Raw genomic sequence first — 18,931 nt, 5'->3', positions numbered from 1 at the left:
GGGGGGTGCCCCCCCGGCCGCAAATGATCGTCAGCCCAGCCGCTCGATCACATAGTCCACGCACGCCGTCAGCGCCTCGACGTCCGCCGGGTCGATCGCCGGGAACATCGCCACCCGCAGCTGGTTGCGGCCCAGCTTGCGGTACGGCTCGGTGTCCACGATGCCGTTGGCCCGCAGGGCCTTGGCGACGGCCGCCGCGTCCACGTCGTCCGTGAAGTCGATCGTGCCGATGACCGCCGACCGCTTCGCCGGGTCCGCGACGAACGGGGACGCGTACTTGGACGCCTCCGCCCAGCCGTACAGCGTCCGCGCCGACGTCGCCGTACGTCGCACCGCCCAGTCCAAACCACCCTGGCCGTTGAGCCACTCCAGCTGCTGGTTCAGCAGGAACAGGGTGGACAGGGCCGGAGTGTTGTACGTCTGGTTCTTCAGGGAGTTGTCGATCGCCGTCGGCAGCGAGAAGAACTCCGGGACGTGCCGCCCGGACGCGTGGATCCGCGCCGCCCGCTCCAGGGCCGCCGGGGAGAAGACCGCCAGCCACAGGCCGCCGTCGGCGGCGAAGGACTTCTGCGGGGCGAAGTAGTAGACGTCGCTCTGGGCGATGTCCACGGGCAGGCCGCCCGCGCCGGACGTGGCGTCCACCAGCACCAGCGCGCCCTCGTCGGCGCCCGCGACGCGCTTGACGGGCGCGGCGACACCGGTGGAGGTCTCGTTGTGGGTGAGGGCGTAGACGTCGACGCCCGCCTCCGCCTCCGGCTCCGGGTGGGTGCCGGGCTCGGAGGAGATCACCGTCGGCTCCGCCAGCCAGGGCGCCAGCTTCGCGGCCTTGGCGAACTTCGACGAGAACTCGCCGAAGGACAGGTGCTGCGACTTCGACTCGATCAGACCGTGGGTGGCGATGTCCCAGAACGCGGTGGAGCCGCCGTTGCCGAGGATCACCTCGTAGCCCTCGGGGAGGGAGAAGAGCTCCCGGATGCCGTCGCGCACGCTGCCGACGAGGTTCTTCACCGGGGCCTGGCGGTGGGACGTGCCGAGGAGGGAGGTGCCGGTGGCGGCCAGGGCGTCGAGCGCCTCCGTCCGCACCTTGGACGGGCCCGCGCCGAAACGACCGTCGGCGGGCTTGATGTCAGCGGGAATCTGGATATCAGCCACGGCCGCAGCCTAGTGCGTGCCCTCTGCCTGCGGAAACGTCTCGTCCACCCGATGAGACGATTCCGCCGGTAACCTCCCCGCTCCATGGGAAGGGTGACCGTATGGGCGATCACAGAAGCCACGGCAGACCCGCGAACAAGCTCCACACCTCCCTCCGCGCATCCGTGCGCGGAGACGTCGACTTCTCCGCCTCCGCCCGCGCCCTCACCACCATGGACGCCTCCAACTACCGCCGCGTGCCGCTGGGCACCGTCGCGCCCCGGGACGCCGACGACGTCGCCGCCGCGCTCGCCGTCTGCCGCGAGCACGGGGTGCCGGTGGTGGCACGCGGCGGCGGGACGTCGATCGCCGGGCAGGCGACCGGCGAGGGCGTGGTCCTCGACTTCACCCGGCACATGACCGGGGTCGTACGGATCGACCCCGAGGCGCGCACCGCCGTCGTCCGGCCCGGTGTCGTCCTCGACACGCTCCGGGCAGCGGCCGGCGCGTACGGGCTGACCTTCGGCCCGGACCCGTCGACGCACGGCCGGTGCACCCTCGGCGGGATGATCGGCAACAACGCCTGCGGCGCCCACTCGGTGGCCTGGGGCACCACGGCCGACAACGTCCTCGCGCTGGACGTGCTGACCTACGGCGGCGAACGCGCCCGGATCGACAGAGCCGGCGGCAACGGGCTCGACGGGCTCCCCGCCCGCCTCGCGAGGGGCGTACGCGCCCTCGTGGACGGCCACTTGGCCCTCCTCCGCACCGGCTTCCCCGCCCCCTCCCTCCCCCGCCGCATCTCCGGTTACGCCCTCGACGCCCTGCTGCCCGAACGCGGCACGGACCTCGTCCGGGCCTTCACCGGCACCGAGGGCACCCTCGGGCTGATCACCGAGGCGACCGTCCGGCTCGTCGACGCCCCCGCCGCCCGCGCGCTGGTGGTGCTCGGCTACCCCGACGAGGGCGCGGCCGCCGACGCGGCGCCCACCCTGCTGCCGTACGCGCCCCTGACGGTCGAGGGCATGGCGGCCGACCTGGTCCCGGGCCCGGCGGACCGGGACGCGTTGCCGAAGGGCGCGGCCTGGCTCTTCGTCGAGGTCGGCGGCGCCACACCCGGCGAGGCGGCGGCCCGGGCGGAGGAGCTCCGCCGCGCGGCCGCCGACGGCGCGAGCGGGCACGCCGTGCTGACCGACCCGGCCGCCCAACGGGCCCTGTGGCGCGTGCGCGAGGACGCGGCCGGCACCGCGACCCGGCTGCCCGACGGCGGCGAGGCCTGGCCGGGCTGGGAGGACTGCGCCGTTCCGCCGCAGCGGCTCGGCTCGTACCTGCGGGAGTTCCGGGCGCTGCTGGGCCGCCACGGGCTGCGCGGGGCGCCCTTCGGGCACTTCGGCGAGGGCTGTGTGCACGTCCGCCTCGACGTCGACCTGCTGACCCCGGCGGGAGTGCGCCGCTACCGCGACTTCTCCCACGACATGGCCGACCTGGTCGTCGCGCACGGCGGCTCGCTCTCGGGCGAGCACGGCGACGGCCAGGCCCGGGCCGAGCTGCTCCCCCGGATGTACGGGACGGAGGCCGTCCGCCTCTTCGAGCGCTTCAAGGACCTGTGGGACCCGGCGGGCGGCCTCAACCCCGGCATGGTCGTCCGCCCCTACCCCCTGGACCGGAACCTCCGCTTCGAGGTGCTGCCCAAGGGGCCGGTCCCCGTGGAGTTCGGCTACCGGGAGGACGGCGGGGACTTCACGGCGGCGGTACGGCGGTGCGTCGGGGTGGCCAAGTGCCGGGAAACGACGGTCGGGACGGGCGGTACGGGCGTGATGTGCCCCTCCTACCGCGTCACCCGTGACGAGCGGCACTCCACCCGGGGCCGGGCCCGGCTGCTGCACGAGATGCTGGCGGGCGAGGCGGGCGGGCTCGTCACCGACGGCTGGCGCTCGGAGGAGGTGCGCGAGGCCCTCGACCTGTGCCTGGGCTGCAAGGGATGCCGCAGCGACTGCCCGGTGGGCGTGGACATGGCCACGTACAAGGCCGAGTTCCTCCACCACCACTACGCGGGCCGGCGGCGGCCCGCGGCCCATTACGTGATGGGCCGGCTGCCGCTCTGGCTCCACGCGGCCGCCGCCCTACGGGCCGCGCCCCTGCTCAACGGCCTGGCGCGGGTACGGCCGCTGGCGGCGGCCGCCAAACGGCTGGGCGGCATCGCCCCGGAGCGCGACATCCCACCGCTGGCGGCCGAACCGTTCCTCCGCTGGTGGCGGGAGCGGGAGCGTCGCGACAGCGCTGATCCCAAGGGACACACCCCGCCCGACGCCGCGAACCGCGTGATCCTTTTCCCCGACACCTTCACCGACCACCTCTCCCCCGGCGTGGGCCGCGCCGCCGTCGCCGTACTGGAGGACGCCGGGCTCCACGTGACCGTCCCGGCCAGGCCCGTTTGCTGCGGCCTGACCTGGCTGAGCACCGGCCAGCTCGACCGCGCCCGCGCCGTCATGCGCCGGACGCTCGACGCCCTGGACGCCCCCGCCCCCCTCCTCGTCCTCGAACCGAGCTGCGCCGCCGCCCTCCGCACCGACCTCCCGGAGCTGCTTCCGGACGATCCGCGCGCCGCGCGTCTCGCCGCGTCCGTACGGACCTTCGCGCAGGTCCTGGAGGAGCGCGCCCCGCACTGGGAGCCGCCCCGCGTCGGCCGGCCCGTCGCCGGGCAGACGCACTGCCATCAGCACGCCGTGCTCGGCGACGCGGCGGAGCGTCGGCTACGGCAACGCGCCGCGCTCACCGGCGACTTGACGGGCGGATGCTGTGGCCTCGCCGGCGACTTCGGCTTCACGCGCGGCCACTACGACGTGTCCGTCGCCTGCGCCGAGGAACAGCTGCTCCCCGCCCTGCGCCGGGCGCCCGACGGGGCGTACGTCCTCGCGGACGGGTTTTCCTGCCGTACACAGATTCGTCAACTCGCCGACACCGAAAGCCTCCACCTGGCGGAGGTACTGGCCCGCCACCTCCCCTCCTCGCCCTCCTCACCCGGCCGAAAATGATGCAAGCGCGCTTGCTTGTTTCCGGGCCCGCTGTCACCCTCCGGTGCCATGCCCGAACCCGCTTCCGCCCCGGTGCTGCGTGTCGGCAACGCCTCCGGCTTCTACGGCGACCGTTTCGACGCCCTGCGCGAGATGCTCACCGGGGGCCCTCTGGACGTCCTGACCGGCGACTACCTCTCCGAGCTGACCATGCTGATCCTCGGCAGGGACCGGATGAAGGACCCCGGCGCCGGCTACGCGCGCACTTTCCTCGGCCAGTTGGAGGAGGGCCTGGGGCTGGCCGCCGACCACGGGGTCAAGCTCGTCGCCAACGCGGGCGGCCTCAACCCCGTGGGGCTCGCCGAGCGGATCGCGGAGCTCGCCGACCGCGTCGGCGTGCCGGCGCGGGTCGGCTACGTCACCGGTGACGACCTGCTGGCCGAACGCGCTGAACGCACCGAACGCGCGGACGGGCCTCCCAAGGGCCTCGCGGACGGGCTCCCCGAAGACCTCTCGGACGCGCCCTGGGTCAAGGGCGCCCTCACCGCCAACGCCTACCTCGGCGGCGCGGGCATCGCCGAGTGCCTGCGGGCGGGCGCGGACATCGTCGTGACCGGCCGGGTGACGGACGCGGCGCTGGTCACCGGCCCGGCGATGGCCCACTTCGGCTGGACCGCCGACGACCTGGACCCGCTCGCGGGCGCGGTCGTCGCCGGGCACATATTGGAGTGCGGAACGCAGGCGACGGGCGGCAACTACTCCTTCTTCCAGGACGCCCTCGGCGGGCACGGCGGTGAGCACGGCCTCCTCCGTCCCGGCTTCCCGCTGGCCGAGATCCACGCCGACGGCTCCGCCGTGATCACCAAGCACCCGGGCACGGGCGGCGCGGTGACCGTCGGCACGGTCACCGCGCAGCTGCTGTACGAGACGGCGGGCGCCCGTTACCCCGGCCCCGATGTGACCGCCCGGCTGGACACCGTCCGGCTCACCGCCGACGGCCCGGACCGGGTGCGCGTCGACGGGGTGCGCGGCGAGTACCCGCCGCCCACGCTGAAGGTGGGCGTGACCAGGGCCGGGGGCCACCGCTACGAGGTCACCTTCGTGCTGACCGGCCTGGACGTCGAGGCCAAGGCCCGGCTCGTCCGCGCCCAGCTCGACGGCGTCCTCGCCGCCCGCCACCCCGCCGAGGTCCGCTGGACCCTCGCCCGTACGGACCGGCCCGACGCGCCCGTCCAGGAGGAGGCGAGCGCACTGCTGCGGCTGGTGGTGCGCGACCGCGACCCCGAGGTGGGCCACGCCGTCCGGGCGGCGTGCGTGGAGCTGGCCCTGGCCAGCTACCCCGGCTTCCACATCGCCGCGCCGCCCGGCAAGGGCACGCCGTACGGGGTCTTCGAGGCGGCGTACGTGGCCCCGGAGGCGGTCCGGCACGTGGCGGGGCTGCCGGACGGCACCCGGGTGCCGGTCCTGCCGCCGCCGGTACGGACCGGGGGCCGGGGCGCGGCCGTGGGCCGGCCGGCGGTGCTGCTGCCGGACCCGCTGCCCGCCGGGCCCACGCGCCGGGCGCCCCTGGGGCTGATCGCGGGGGCTCGTAGCGGCGACAAGGGAGGCAGCGCGAACATCGGTGTGTGGGCGCGTGGCGAGGGGGCGTGGCGCTGGCTCGCGCACGAGCTGACCGTGCCGCGGTTGCGACAACTGCTGCCGGAGACGGCCGGGTTCGTCGTGGAGCGGCACGTCCTGCCCAACCTCCGGGCGCTGAACTTCGTCGTGCACGGACTGCTGGGCGAGGGCGTCGCCTCCCAGGCCCGCTTCGACCCGCAGGCGAAGGCGGTGGGCGAGTGGCTGCGCTCCCGGCACGTGGACCTTCCGGAGGCGCTGCTGCGGGAGTTACGGCAGACGCGGGGGCTGGAAGAGGCAGGGGAGGACGTCCTGTGACCGTCCTGCCCTCCGCCCTCGACCCCGCCTCCCCCGGCCACGCCGCCAACCGCGCCGCCATGCTGGCCAGGCTCGCCGAGGTCGAGGCCGAGCACGCCAAGGCCGTCGCGGGCGGCGGGGAGAAGTACACCGTCCGGCACCGCGCCCGCGGCAAGCTCCTCGCCCGCGAGCGCGTCGAGCTGCTGCTCGACCCCGACACCCCGTTCCTGGAGCTGTCACCGCTGGCGGGCTGGGGCAGCGACCACACCGTCGGCGCGTCGATCGTCACGGGCATCGGCACGGTCGAGGGCGTGGAGTGCCTGATCACCGCCAACGACCCGACCGTGCGCGGCGGGGCCAGCAACCCCTGGACGCTGAAGAAGGCGCTGCGGGCCAACGAGATCGCCCGCGCCAACCGGTTACCGGTCGTGTCGCTGGTGGAGTCGGGCGGCGCGGACCTCACCGGCCAGAAGGAGATCTTCATCCCGGGCGGCGCGCTCTTCCGCGACCTGACCCGGCTGTCGGCCGCCGGGATCCCCACGATCGCCGTCGTCTTCGGCAATTCGACGGCGGGCGGGGCGTACGTCCCCGGGATGTCCGACCACGTGATCATGGTGAAGGAGCAGGCCAAGGTCTTCCTGGGCGGCCCCCCGCTGGTGCGGATGGCCACGGGCGAGGAGAGCGACGACGAGTCGCTGGGCGGCGCCGCGATGCACGCCCGGACGTCGGGGCTCGCGGACCACTTCGCCGCGGACGAGCGGGACGCGCTGCGCCAGGCGCGCCGGATCGTCGCCCGCCTCAACTGGCGCAAGGCCCACCCCGACCCGCCGCCCTCCTCCGTCGGATCACCGGCCTCCGCCGCACCGCCGCTGTACGACGAGGAGGAGCTGCTGGGCGTCGTACCGGACGACCTCAAGGTCCCGTTCGATCCGCGCGAGGTCATCGCGCGGATCGTGGACGGCTCGGACTTCGACGAGTTCAAACCGCTCTACGGGCCGAGCCTGGTGACCGGCTGGGCCCGGCTGCACGGCTATCCCGTCGGCGTCCTCGCCAACGCCCAAGGCGTGCTCTTCAGCGCGGAGTCGCAGAAGGCCGCGCAGTTCATCCAGCTCGCCAACCAGCGCGACATCCCGCTGGTCTTCCTCCACAACACCACGGGCTACATGGTCGGCCGCGCCTACGAGCAGGGCGGCATCATCAAGCACGGCGCGATGATGATCAACGCGGTGTCCAACTCCCGGGTCCCGCACCTGTCCGTCCTCATCGGCGCCTCCTACGGCGCCGGGCACTACGGGATGTGCGGCCGGGCCTACGACCCGCGCTTCCTCTTCGCCTGGCCGAGCGCGAAGTCCGCCGTCATGGGGCCGCAGCAGCTCGCGGGCGTCCTGTCGATCGTCGCCCGCGCGTCGGCGGCGGCGAAGGGGACGCCGTACGACGAGGACGCGGACGCGGCGCTGCGCGCGATGGTGGAGGAGCGGATCGAGGCGGAGTCGCTGCCGCTGTTCCTCTCCGGGCGGCTGTACGACGACGGCGTCATCGACCCGCGCGACACGCGGACCGTGCTGGGCATCTGTCTGTCGGCCGCGCACGGCGCCCCGGTGGAGGGCGCACGGGGCGGCTTCGGCGTCTTCCGGATGTGAGGTCCGAGTGATCGAGTCAATCCTGGTGGCCAACCGCGGCGAGATCGCCTGCCGCATCTTCCGTACGTGCCGGGAGGCGGGCATCGCCACGGTCGCCGTCCACGCGGACCCGGACGCCGGCGCCCTCCACGTGCGCTCGGCCGACACGGCCGTCCGCCTGCCGGGCACCACGGCAGCGGAGACGTACCTCCGGGGCGACCTCGTCGTGAGGGCAGCGCTGGCGGGCGGCGCGGACGCCGTGCATCCGGGGTACGGCTTCCTCTCCGAGAACGCAGGCTTCGCGCGGGCCGTCACGGACGCGGGCCTGGTGTGGATCGGCCCTCCGGCGGAGGCCATCGAGGCCATGGCCTCCAAGACCCGCGCCAAACAGATCATGGCGGCCGCCGGGGTGCCGCTCCTCGCCCCGCTGGACCCGGCGGCGCTGACGGCGGACGACCTCCCGGTGCTGGTCAAGGCGGCGGCGGGCGGCGGCGGACGCGGGATGCGGGTGGTGCGGGAGCTGGCCGTGCTGGAGGAGGAGTTGAGGTCGGCGCGGGCGGAGGCGGCCGCCGCGTTCGGCGACGGCGAGGTCTTCGTCGAACCGTACGTGGAGGGGGCGCGCCATGTGGAGGTACAGATCCTCGCCGACGCGCACGGCACCGTATGGACGCTGGGCACGCGCGACTGCTCCCTCCAGCGCCGCCACCAGAAGGTCGTCGAGGAGGCCCCGGCGCCGGGCCTGCCGGACGCGGTGCGCGCCGCCCTGACCTCGGCCGCCGGGGCGGCGGCGCGGGCGATCGGGTACGTGGGCGCGGGGACGGTGGAGTTCCTGCTGCCGAAGGGTGGAGGGGGGCCGTACTTCCTGGAGATGAACACGCGGCTGCAGGTCGAGCATCCGGTGACGGAGGCGGTGTACGGGGTGGACCTGGTGGCGCTGCAGATCAGGGTGGCGGAGGGGGAGGCGCTGGGGGGCGCTCCTGAGCCGCATGGCCACGCGGTGGAGGCGCGCTTGACGGTGGAAGGGGGTGCACTCCAGCCCGTCCGGCGTTTGAGGACCGGGGGTTCGGGGGCGGAGCCCCCGAAAGAAACGGGAAGGGGCGGGATCGGGGACTCTCTCCGCCTGGACACCGGCTACGCGGAAGGGGACACCGTACCGCCCTACTACGACCCCCTCCTGGCGAAGGTCATCGCATGGGCGCCGACAAGGCCGGAGGCGATCCGCAAGCTCGCCCACGCCCTCGAACACGCCGCCGTCCACGGCCCGCACACCAACCGCGACCTGCTCGTACGCGCCCTCCGGCACCCGGAGTTCCTGGCGGGCGCGCCGGACACCGGCTTCCTGGAGCGCGACCTCGCCGCGCTCACCCGCCCCCGCGACGCCCGGCTCGCCGCCCTGGCGGCGGCCCTCGCCGGGCCCCACGCGCCCGGCGCCTGGCGGAACGTCCCGTCCCAGCCGCAGGTCAAGCGCTACCGTTCCGAGCCCGACGGCGCGGAGTACGAGATCCGCTACCGCCGCACCCGCGACGGCCTCGTCCCCGAGGACCCCGAGGACTTCCCGGGCGTGCGCGTCGTGTCGGCGGCCCCCGGCCGCGTCGCCCTGGAGACGGACGGCGTCACCCACACCTTCGAGGTGACCGCGTACGCCGACGCCAGGGTCCACGTGGACACGTACACCCTCACCGCCCTCCCCCGCTTCCCGGCCCCCGCCGCCCGGGCGGCCGAACCCGGTTCGCTGCTCGCTCCCATGCCCGGCACGGTCGTGCGTGTGGCGGACGGAATCACGGTCGGCGAGCCCGTGAAAGCGGGGCAACCGCTGTTGTGGCTGGAGGCGATGAAGATGGAGCACCGCGTGACCGCCCCCGTCGACGGCACGCTCACCGCGCTGCACGCGACGCCGGGCAGGCAGGTGGAGACGGGCGAAACGCTGGCTGTCGTCACAGAGACGGAGGAGACATCATGAGCACGCTCATCGAAACTCCCGAACAGCGCGCCCTCCGCACCGCCGTGGCGGCCCTCGGCGCCCGCTACGGCCGCGCGTACTTCGCCGCGTCCGTACGCGACGGCAAACACGCCGACGAGCTGTGGGCGGAGGCCGGCAAGCTCGGCTATCTCGGGGTCAGCCTCCCGGAGGAGTACGGCGGCGGGGGCGGCGGGATCACCGAACTCGCCGTCGTACTGGAGGAACTGGGCGCCGCGGGCTGCCCGCTGCTCCTGCTGGTCGTCTCCCCCGCCATCTGCGGCACCGTGATCTCCCGCTTCGGGACGGACGCGCAGAAGCGCGCCTGGCTGCCGGGGCTCGCGGCCGGGACGACGAGGATGGCGTTCGGGATCACCGAGCCGGACGCCGGCTCCAACTCCCACCGGCTGACCACCACCGCCCGCCGCGACAGGGGCGACTGGGTCCTCACCGGCCGGAAGGTCTTCATCTCGGGCGTGGACGTCGCCGACGCGACCCTGATCGTCGGGCGCACGGAGGACGCGCGGACCGGCCGACTCAAACCCTGCCTGTTCATCGTCGGCCGCGACGCGCCCGGCTTCACCCGTCGCCCGATCCCCATGGACATCGCCTCCCCGGAGAAGCAGTTCGAGCTCGTCCTCGACGAGGTCCGGCTGCCGGCGGACGCACTCGTCGGCGACGAGGACGCGGGCCTGCTCCAGCTCTTCGCCGGGCTCAACCCGGAGCGCGTCATGACGGCGGCGTTCGCGATCGGGATGGGCCGGTACGCGATCGCGCGGGCCGTCGAGTACGCCCGCGACCGCCGGGTGTGGGACGAACCGATCGGCGCCCACCAGGCCATCGCCCACCCGCTCGCACGGTCGCACATCGAGATCGAGCTGGCGCGGCTGATGATGTACAAGGCGGCGCACCTCTACGACGCCGGGGACGACGAAGGCGCGGGCGAGGCCGCCAACATGGCGAAGTACGCGGCCGCCGAGGCGGCGGTCCGGGCCGTCGACCAGGCGGTGCACACCCTCGGCGGCAACGGCCTCAGCGTGGAGTTCGGGCTGGCCTCGTTGATCACGGCGGCGCGGGTGGCACGCGTGGCGCCGGTGAGCCGCGAGATGATCCTCAACTACGTCTCGCACCGGACGCTGGGCCTGCCCAAGTCCTACTGAACAGGAGCGATTCGATGCTGGTCCACAGCACGTACGAGCGGGGCGTCGCCACCGAGCAGGACCCGGCATGGGCACGCTGACGAGCCGCACCACCGCCCCCAACGGCCGCAACATCCGCAACGTCCCCAAGCAGGACCGCAGCCGGGCCACCCGTCGCGCCCTGCTGGAGGCCGCCGTCGCGTGCCTGGCGGAGCACGGCTGGGCGGGCTCGACGGTCGCGGTCGTCGCCGAACGCGCGGGGGTGTCGCGGGGCGCGGCCCAGCACCACTTCCCCACCCGCGAGGACCTGTTCACGGCGGCGGTGGAGCACGTGGCGGAGGAGCGCTCGGCGGCGCTGCGGGAGCCGGCCCTGCGGGAGCTGCTGTCCACCACCCGCCCGGTCGTGGGCCCGGCCCGTACGCACGTCGTGGTCGAGGGCATCGTGGGCCTCTGCACCGGCCCGCTCTTCCGTGCCGCCCTCCAGCTGTGGGTGGCGGCGGCGAACGAGGAGCCGCTGCGGGGCAGGGTGGTGGACCTGGAGACACGGATAGGGCGGGAGGTACACCGGATGGCCGTGGAGCTGCTCGGCGCGGACGAGAGCGTCCCCGGCGTACGGGAGACGGTCCAGGGCTTCCTCGACATGGCGCGCGGCCTCGGCCTGGCCAACCTCCTGACGGACGACAGCGCCCGCCGCGAGCGCGTGGTGGCCCACTGGGCGGCCCTCCTCGACGACATCCTCGGCCCACGCGGGAGCGGCCCGGGCGGACACGGCCCACGCGGGAGCGGCCCACGCAGGAGCGGATGAATCCCACCAGTGCGTTTCGACCACGGCCGAACGCTGAGGCGCGCCCCGTACCCCCTGTGGACACTGGCTGCCGTGCCCGTCGCAGAAGCGGCGGGTGTGAGACCGGGATCCACAAGGGGGAATCTCGTATGGCACTTCACGAGACCAACAAGCGCAAGCTGTTCCGTCGCGCCGCGGCCGTGGCCGCCGCGACCGCCACGGCGGCCGTGATGGCGGTGGGCACGGCCGAGGCCAAGCCCGCGGACGGCCCGTGGGCCGGCTGCCCGTGGGGCGCGGTCTGCGTCTACCCGCAGGACCAGAACCCGGCCGTCAGCCCGTCGCTCGTCTTCGAGAGCTACGGCGCCCACAACCTGAGCAACCAGTACGGGAACCACTGGGTCCTCAACAACCAGTACGGCGGAGCCTACGCACGCGCCTGCACCGGCTACAACGGCGGCGGCTCGTGCACGGACATCGCCCTGGAGAACGGCCTCTACCTCAACCTGACGCCGATCAACTCGATCGTGCTGGTGCGCCCGTGAGGCGACCGCAGCGCCTCGGAGCCCCTCCGTGCGCGAGAACCGGCGGGGTGCGGGGCCGCCGCGTCTGACAGCCGGGGCCGCGTCGTGGACGCGGCCCCGGCGTGACGTACGTGCGGGCGGACGTGCGGGCGGGCGGGCGTGCGGGCGTGCGGACGTGCGGACGTGCGGGCGGGCGGGCGTGCGGACGAACGGGCTAATGGACGACCCCGCTCCCGTCCACGGTGAACTTCCCGCTCGACGCCCCGTTGAAGGTGCCGTTGGTGATCCACTCGGCGAGCGCCGAGGTGACGGTGCCGTGCGGCCCCGCCCACGGCGTACCGGGCTTCTGGCCGTAGGCCACCGACGGGCTCGGGGGGTTGCAGCGGTCGCCGGAGCAGCCCTCCCACATGAACACGTGGCTCGCGCAGGTGACCTGGACCAGCACCTTGTTCTGCGTCGATGCCGGGAGCGCGTTGTAGATGGCAGTGGAGTTCGCCACCGGCGCGGTGCCGTCGCCGAGGCCGTGGAGGATCAGGGTCGGCACCTTCACCTGCCCCGCGACCGTGGCGTTCCACCCGTACGTGGAGAACGTGGGCGAGCGGTTGAGACCGGCGGGGTGCTGGGGGTCGTCGCCGCCCCACTTCCGCCCGATGCCCTCCCCCTGCATGAGTTCCTTCCAGATCTCGTCCTGGCTGCCCGGCGCGATACGGCCGGTGCAGGTCTGCTCGTCCGTGCCCGGGCCGTTCGCGAGCGGCATGGCCGTCATCGTCTTGCGGTCGCCGAGCGTCAGGGGGAAGGAGACGAACCCTCCCGCCGGTGTCGTCTCCTCCGTCGGCAGGCCGAAGAGCGACGCCATGAAGACGGCGCGGTCGACCTTCCCGATCCAGTTCGCGCTGTCGGGCAGGAGCGGGTTGGGGTTGGCGGCGTAGAGCGTCCGCCCGACGCGGGGGCCGCCGAGCGAGTACCCCAGGAGGGTCACCTTGCCGTTCGTCGGGTTGGCCTTCGCGATGGCGTCGTCGATGACCTGGCGGATGTCGCGCACCCAGGTGTCGACGGTCGCGAAGCGGACGTCGCTGGAGTGGGCGAACATCTTGCCGTCGAGGGGGTTGGTGGCGAGCTTCGTCCGCTGCTGGTCGAGCGGGAAGATCTGGGCGTTGTGGGTGCGGTCGCAGCCCGTCGGGAAGGCGCAGGTGGTGCCGCCGGCGTTGAAGGCCGGGCGGCTCGCGTTGTGGGGGTCGTCCAGGCCGTGCGGGAAGCGCGTGGACTCGCCGTAGCCGAGCATGTCGGGCGCGAAGGTGTCGACGCCCGCCCGGGCGAGCCCTTCTTGCACGCTGAGCTTGTTGTTGTTCTGGTCCTTGCCCTTCAGGTCGAAGACCGGCCGCCCCGGGACCGAGCGGCCGTGGATCAGCACGGCGGCCCTGGCGGGCGTCTGCGAACACTTCCCGTGCTCGTACACCGGTGCCACACGGTGGACGCGCAGCTGCGCCTTCTGCCCGTTGAACTGCGGGTCCGGCATCATCCCGTTCGGCACGGTGAAGTCCAGCGTGTAGTCGCTGGTGACGGTGTCGGTGGGCTTCTCGTCGCAGGGCGCCTGCTCGATCCGGATGGCGTCGACGGCCAGCAGTCCGCCCACGCCGAAGGCGCCCACGGCGAGGCAGGTCCCCACGGCGATCCACCACTTGTGCCGGACCGGCCTGCTCCGCCACCACCGGCCCGGCGACCGCCCGCGCTGATTCCCCTGACTGCCGTCGTCCACCGCGCCTCCTGACCGGACTCCGAATTCACGACTTGTACGGCGCATCCTTCGCCGGGCGCGCGGGACGTGCCACAGGGGCGCGTCCGAATGGACCGACGGCCGAATGGACCGGCGGATGAATTGGCTGGCGCGATCGACCCTAGAGCCACTAGGTTCACCCCCAGGAGCCCTAGGAACGAGGAGGCGCCCGAGTGGTGCGCGCAGGAATCACCGCCGCCAAGCTGACGGCGGCGGCCGCGACGATGGCGGACGAGCACGGCCTGGAGAAGGTCTCGGTCTCGGCGCTCGCCCGCCACTTCGGGGTCAAGGACGCCAGCCTGTACTCGCACGTCAAGAACCTGCGGGAGTTGCGCGTACGGATCGCGATGCTCGGCGCCGAGGAGATGACCGACCGCATCGCGACGGCGGTGGCGGGCCGCGCCGGCAAGGACGCGATGGTCGCCTTCGCGAACGCGTACCGCGACTACGCGCTGGCCCACCCCGGCCGCTACGCGGCCACGCAGATGCGGTTCGCGCCGGAGGAGATCGAGGAGCTCGGGGACTCCCCCGGCTTCCGCCGCAGCGTAGAGCTGACGTACGGCATGCTGCGCGCGTACGGCCTCGCCGAGCCGGACCTGACGGACGCGGGACGGCTGCTGCGCAGCACGTTCCACGGCTACATCCACCTCGAACTGAGCGGCGGCTTCAACCACTCCCGCCCCGTGCGGGAGTCGTGGTCGCGCTCGCTCGACGCCCTCCACCTGCTCCTTACGACCTGGCCGACCCATGAGGAGGGGGACAAATGATGGACAAGCCCGTGACCGGCACGCTCGACGTATCCGGCGCCACCCTGCACTACGAGGTGCGGGGCAGCGGCCCGCTGCTTCTGCTGATACCGGGCGGCGCGGGGGACGCCGGCATGTACGCGGGCATGGCCGCCGCCCTGACCGCCGCCGGCCACGCCGTGGCCTCCTTCGACCCGCGCGCCCTGTCGCGCAGCCGCCTCCACGGCCCCCTCGGCGACCAGCGGGTCGCGGAGTGGAGCGAGGACGCGCGGCTGCTGATCGACCACCTGTCGCCGGACGAGCCGGTGTCGGTGATGGGTTGCAGCTCGGGCGCCATCGTCGCCCTGGACCTGCTGGCCCGCCACCCCGACCGCGTACGCCGCCTGATCGCGCACGAGCCGCCGCTGCTCGATCTGCTGGAGGACCCTGCCCCGTACCGCGAACTGTTCTCGGACGTGCGCGACGCCTTCCGGGCGGAGGGCGTGGGCGCGGCGATGGCACGCTTCGCCGAGGGGGTGGGGGAACAGCGCCCGGACGGCGAACCCGAACGGGACGCGACGGAACTCCCTCCGGCGATCCAGGAGATGGCGCCCCGTATGCACGCCAACATGCCCGTCTTCCTGGAGCACATGCTGGTCCCGTTCACCTCGACGACCCCGGACGTCGCGGCGCTGCGGAACGCTGCCGCGAAGCTCGTTCCGGCGGCGGGACGCCTGTCGCGTGACCAGGTGCCGTTCTACGGGCCGGCCGCCCGGCTGGCGGCGCTGACCGGCTGTCCGCTGGAGGAGTTCCCGGGCGGGCATTTGGGCGCGGTCGAGCGTCCGGGGGAGTTCGCGGAGCGGGTGCTGGGGGTACTGGGCGGGGCGGCATAAGCATGGCATAGGCATGGTCCTGCCGGGCCGAAACCGAACCTTGCGGGGGTGCTGAGGCGGGCGTGACGATGGCGGCATGACGCAGCCGGGCGAGGACGCGGACAGCAGACACAGCGGTCACGACGGAAACGGCGAGCACAGCGGAAACGGCGGGCGCGGTACGGCGAGGCGTACGGTGCTCGGCGCGGCCACGGTCGGTGCGACGGCCCTAGGGCTGCCGTCGGCGGCGGCAACGCCATCGACAGCGGCCGACCCCACATTCCCCCACCACCGTCCCACCCAACAGCACCCTTCGCCCGCACTCCGCGCGCTACTGCGGGAGATCGACCCGCGCCATGTCGAGGCGACCGTCCGTAAACTGGTCTCCTTCGGCACCCGGCACACCCTGTCCGCCCAGGACGATCCCGTACGCGGCATCGGCGCGGCCCGCGACTGGCTCCTCGCCGAGCTGCGCCGCTGCGCACAGGCCTCCGGCGGCCGGATGACCGTGGAGCTGCGGTCGTACGTGCAGCAGCCGGCGCCCCGTGTCCCGGTGGCGACCAGGATCACCAATGTCGTCGCCACGCTCCGGGGTTCGGTCACCCCGGACCGGATCTATGTGGTCTCGGGGCACTACGACTCGCGGAACAGCGACCCCATGAACGCGACCGGCGACGCGCCCGGCGCCGACGACGACGCCTCCGGGGTGGCCGTCGTCCTGGAGCTGGCCCGGGTCTTCGCGACCCGGCGGCCGGCCGCGACCGTGGTGTTCATGGCGGTGGCGGGCGAGGAGCAGGGGCTGTACGGCGCCGCGCACATGGCGCGGACGTACCGAGGCCAACAATCCGACGTCCAGGGCATGTTCACCAACGACATCGTGGGCAGCCCGACCGCCGAGGACGGTTCGCGCGACCCGTACACGATCCGGCTGTTCGCCGAGGGGGTGCCGACCTCGGAGACGCCGGAGCAGGCCGAGGTGCGGCGCTCGGTGGGCGGCGAGAACGACTCGCCGTCGCGCCAGCTGGCCCGGTTCGTCCGGGACACCGCCGAGAACGACGCGACGGGGATGCGGGTGCGGGTGGTCCACCGCCGAGACCGCTATCTGCGCAGCGGCGACCACATCCCGTTCCTCCAGCAGGGCTATCCGGCGGCCCGGTTCACCGAGCCGGCCGAGAACTACGCGCACCAGCACCAGGACGTGCGGATGGTGGACGGCAAGCAGTACGGGGACCTGCCCGAGTTCTGCGACTTCGCCTTCATCGCCCGGGTGGCCCGGGTGAACGCGGCCGCCCTGTGGTCGCTCGCCCAGGCCCCCGGCACCCCGCGCGGCGCGAAGATCCGCACCGCCGCCCTCGGCAACTCCACCGAGCTGGTCTGGGACCGCGGCCCGGAGCCGGACCTCGCCGGGTACGAGGTGGTGTGGCGGGAGACCACCGAACCGGAGTGGACCCACGTCATCCCGGCCGGGAACACGACCCGGCACACCGTCGCCTTGTCCAAGGACAACGTCTTCTTCGGCATCCGCGCGCTCAACCGTTCCGGCCTCCGCAGCCCGGTCGCTTTCTGCGCGCCGCAGCCGTAAGGCCCGAGCGACTGCGGGCGGCGCCGGGCGGGGCGGCTCAGGCCAGCTCGGCGAGGTCGTGCACGGTGGCGATGCCTGGCGATCGGACGACCCAGATGCCGCCGCCCTTGTCCTCCGAGCGGCTCTTGAGGTCGTCGACGTCCACGGTCGCGGGCCACCGCGTCCCGTTCTCCGACCAGCGCACGCCGGCCAGGTCGACGCCCGTCAGGTCGGCCTCGCGCAGGTCGGATGCCGTGAAGTCGTCCAGGAATGCCCGCACGGTGGCGCTGCCGAGCGGGGGCGGTTCCGTATCGAGGACGAAGCCGATGGTACGACCGACCTCGTTGGCACGAACTTCGACCACGACTCGCCGGAAGGCGTGATCACCGCTCAGGCCTCGGGCGACGAGATCACCAAGAGGGGCGAAATCGCCGCCTCGAGCTAGGCCGAGGGTGTAGTCGATGCCTTGAGCAAGATCGCGGGCGAGCTCCTCGGCCGCTCCAAGGACACGCACGAGTCCACGAATGCGGTCGCGCGCGCGACTACGGGCGAGGCGGGAGCAGTCGCGGACCTGAGCGATGACGCTCGTATGCGTCCGAGCCACGGAACGGGCGAAATCACGGTCACGAGTGAAGCTCTGGACGAGTTCATGAGCGTAAGCGGCACCGACCGAGGGGGAAGTACGACGGTCCTTCACTTGCTGAATCCTCCGGTCGAGGGCACGGGCTTGAGCACGGCCGAGTTCGTGCTCGAAGCCCAGGTCTCGTGTGGCATCGCGACCGACATCACGAGCGAGTTCAAGAACGACGACATGCATGGCCTCAAGTGCGAAGGCAAGGAAGAGAAGGGCTTCCTCATAGTTCCGTTCGGCATCTGACCAACCGAGCAGATCTCGTACACGAGTGAAATCGGCGCCTACTTTGTAAGCTTGAAAGTAAGTGCGGTTGAGGGCCTGGTAGGCCACTGCGACATGGGGATCGGCACGCAAGGCCAGCCGCGTCACCGGGTCGACCTGCCACGCCGGAGGCGGGGCGGAGACGACGCTCTCCGGCCCACCGGACGCCAGGTCCTGCGGCACGGCGGGCACGATCGCCGCCAGCCCACCCTCCACGTCGAGAGCATCGCCCAACGCGTCCACCGCCGCGTCGTGCCGCGACTGAAGCAGCGCCTCGCGCAGCCCCGCCTCGACGTCGAGCACGCCGTCCAGCCCGTCCGCCAGCTCGCGCTGGTGCCGGTCGAGCCACTGGTCGACGGGATCGGGACCGGGCCGACGGGCGCTCACCGCTCCCCCTCCCTCGCGGCGAGGTAAGAGGCGGCAGCCCGACGCGCCTTGGCGAGGTTGCCGCGTACCGTCTCGGCCGGCAGCCCGAGGAGATCGGCGATGTCGCCCGGGGTGTAGCCGGCCAGCGTCCAGGCCAGGATCTGCCGCTGCCGGGGCGGCAGGCTCGCGAGCATCGGGCGGGCGTCGTACCGGGCCTCCCACTCCGCGATGGCGTCGGGACGGGCCAGCAGCGACGTGGGCTCGGGGACCGCGCCGACCAAGTCCTCCTCCACGGACGCGAACGTACGGACCAGCGCCCGCGAGGCCACCGTGTGCGCCCATGCGCGCGGGTCGCGGAGCTCGGGCCAGCTCTGGTACGCCTTCGTCATCGTGTCCTGCGCGATGTCCGCCGCGACGGGCAGCGACGCTCCCTGGTTGATCAGGAATCCCACGAGCGGGCGGACGGTGCGGCGGTAGAAGGCGGAGAACTCCTCGTCCACTTCCTGCCGCGCCCGGCGGCTCTCCTCCAGCGAGCCGCTCCGCGCGCCGGGGACGACCGCCGGTTGCTCCGTACCGTCCGACGAAGCCTGATCGTTCAAGCTCCTTCACCCCTCCCGTGCGACGGCGTGCAAGTGATCGTCACCCGCAGCCGATTCCCGTCG

General features: G+C 73.3%; 14 protein-coding genes. 10 read left to right on the top strand and 4 right to left on the bottom strand.

The features are described 5' to 3' along the window. Positions 1–30: 30 nt before the first annotated feature. Positions 31–1,152: a phosphoserine transaminase gene (gene serC / locus ACFYZR_RS04695; RefSeq protein ID WP_391904985.1), complete on the bottom strand. Its 1,122-nt coding sequence runs from the start codon at positions 1,150–1,152 to the stop codon at positions 31–33. Positions 1,153–1,253: 101 nt separating this feature from the next. Between serC and ACFYZR_RS04690 the strand changes: the two genes are divergently transcribed. The 7 genes from ACFYZR_RS04690 to ACFYZR_RS04660 all read left to right on the top strand — a co-directional run bounded on the left by ACFYZR_RS04690 (position 1,254) and on the right by ACFYZR_RS04660 (position 12,097). Further along, positions 1,254–4,166, top strand: coding sequence for an FAD-binding and (Fe-S)-binding domain-containing protein (locus ACFYZR_RS04690; RefSeq protein WP_391904982.1), 2,913 nt, complete (start codon positions 1,254–1,256; stop codon positions 4,164–4,166). Between the two features lie 48 nt (positions 4,167–4,214). Then, on the top strand, positions 4,215–6,077 hold the full coding sequence (locus ACFYZR_RS04685; protein WP_391904980.1) for an acyclic terpene utilization AtuA family protein: 1,863 nt from the start codon (positions 4,215–4,217) through the stop codon (positions 6,075–6,077). Further along, positions 6,074–7,696, top strand: a complete 1,623-nt coding sequence (locus ACFYZR_RS04680; RefSeq protein ID WP_391904978.1) for an acyl-CoA carboxylase subunit beta — start codon at positions 6,074–6,076, stop codon at positions 7,694–7,696. Before ACFYZR_RS04685 ends, ACFYZR_RS04680 begins: the two co-directional genes overlap by 4 nt. Before the next feature lie 7 nt (positions 7,697–7,703). Beyond that, entirely contained in the window at positions 7,704–9,635 is a 1,932-nt protein-coding gene (locus ACFYZR_RS04675; protein ID WP_391904975.1) for a biotin carboxylase N-terminal domain-containing protein, read from the top strand. Continuing rightward, positions 9,632–10,792, top strand: a complete 1,161-nt coding sequence (locus ACFYZR_RS04670) for an acyl-CoA dehydrogenase family protein (protein WP_391904973.1) — start codon at positions 9,632–9,634, stop codon at positions 10,790–10,792. Before ACFYZR_RS04675 ends, ACFYZR_RS04670 begins: the two co-directional genes overlap by 4 nt. A gap of 67 nt (positions 10,793–10,859) precedes the next feature. Beyond that, the gene (locus ACFYZR_RS04665) at positions 10,860–11,576 is read left to right on the top strand and encodes a TetR/AcrR family transcriptional regulator (protein ID WP_391904970.1); all 717 of its coding nucleotides are present in this window, start codon (positions 10,860–10,862) and stop codon (positions 11,574–11,576) included. A gap of 128 nt (positions 11,577–11,704) precedes the next feature. Further along, positions 11,705–12,097 (top strand): hypothetical protein, encoded by a 393-nt coding sequence (locus tag ACFYZR_RS04660; protein ID WP_391904967.1) that lies wholly within the window; start codon positions 11,705–11,707, stop codon positions 12,095–12,097. A gap of 193 nt (positions 12,098–12,290) precedes the next feature. Here the strand turns inward: ACFYZR_RS04660 and ACFYZR_RS04655 are convergent, their stop codons facing one another. Continuing rightward, on the bottom strand, positions 12,291–13,832 hold the full coding sequence (locus tag ACFYZR_RS04655) for an alpha/beta fold hydrolase (protein ID WP_391904965.1): 1,542 nt from the start codon (positions 13,830–13,832) through the stop codon (positions 12,291–12,293). Positions 13,833–14,023: 191 nt separating this feature from the next. Here ACFYZR_RS04655 and ACFYZR_RS04650 point away from each other — a divergent pair, with 191 nt between their 5' ends. The 3 genes from ACFYZR_RS04650 (at position 14,024) to ACFYZR_RS04640 (ending at position 17,029) form a co-directional block, all read left to right on the top strand. Further along, entirely contained in the window at positions 14,024–14,617 is a 594-nt protein-coding gene (locus ACFYZR_RS04650) for a TetR-like C-terminal domain-containing protein (RefSeq protein ID WP_391904962.1), read from the top strand. Further along, the gene (locus tag ACFYZR_RS04645) at positions 14,614–15,468 is read left to right on the top strand and encodes an alpha/beta fold hydrolase (RefSeq protein WP_391904960.1); all 855 of its coding nucleotides are present in this window, start codon (positions 14,614–14,616) and stop codon (positions 15,466–15,468) included. The genes ACFYZR_RS04650 and ACFYZR_RS04645 overlap by 4 nt, the downstream gene beginning before the upstream one ends. Positions 15,469–15,544: 76 nt before the next feature. Further along, the gene (locus ACFYZR_RS04640) at positions 15,545–17,029 is read left to right on the top strand and encodes a M20/M25/M40 family metallo-hydrolase (protein ID WP_391904958.1); all 1,485 of its coding nucleotides are present in this window, start codon (positions 15,545–15,547) and stop codon (positions 17,027–17,029) included. A 37-nt stretch (positions 17,030–17,066) separates the two neighbouring features. Here ACFYZR_RS04640 and ACFYZR_RS04635 read toward each other — a convergent pair whose 3' ends face one another. Continuing rightward, entirely contained in the window at positions 17,067–18,290 is a 1,224-nt protein-coding gene (locus ACFYZR_RS04635; RefSeq protein WP_391904956.1) for a hypothetical protein, read from the bottom strand. After that, positions 18,287–18,868 carry an RNA polymerase sigma factor gene (locus tag ACFYZR_RS04630; RefSeq protein ID WP_391904953.1) on the bottom strand — a complete coding sequence of 194 codons (582 nt, stop codon included), beginning with the start codon at positions 18,866–18,868 and terminating at the stop codon, positions 18,287–18,289. The genes ACFYZR_RS04635 and ACFYZR_RS04630 overlap by 4 nt, the downstream gene beginning before the upstream one ends. Positions 18,869–18,931: the final 63 nt, after the last annotated feature.

It is taken from the genome of Streptomyces sp. NPDC001678 (genome assembly GCF_042892945.1).
GTDB lineage: Bacteria > Actinomycetota > Actinomycetes > Streptomycetales > Streptomycetaceae > Streptomyces.
The sequence above is the reverse complement of the archived record's forward strand: the minus strand, read 5'-3'. Positions and strand labels throughout refer to the sequence as shown.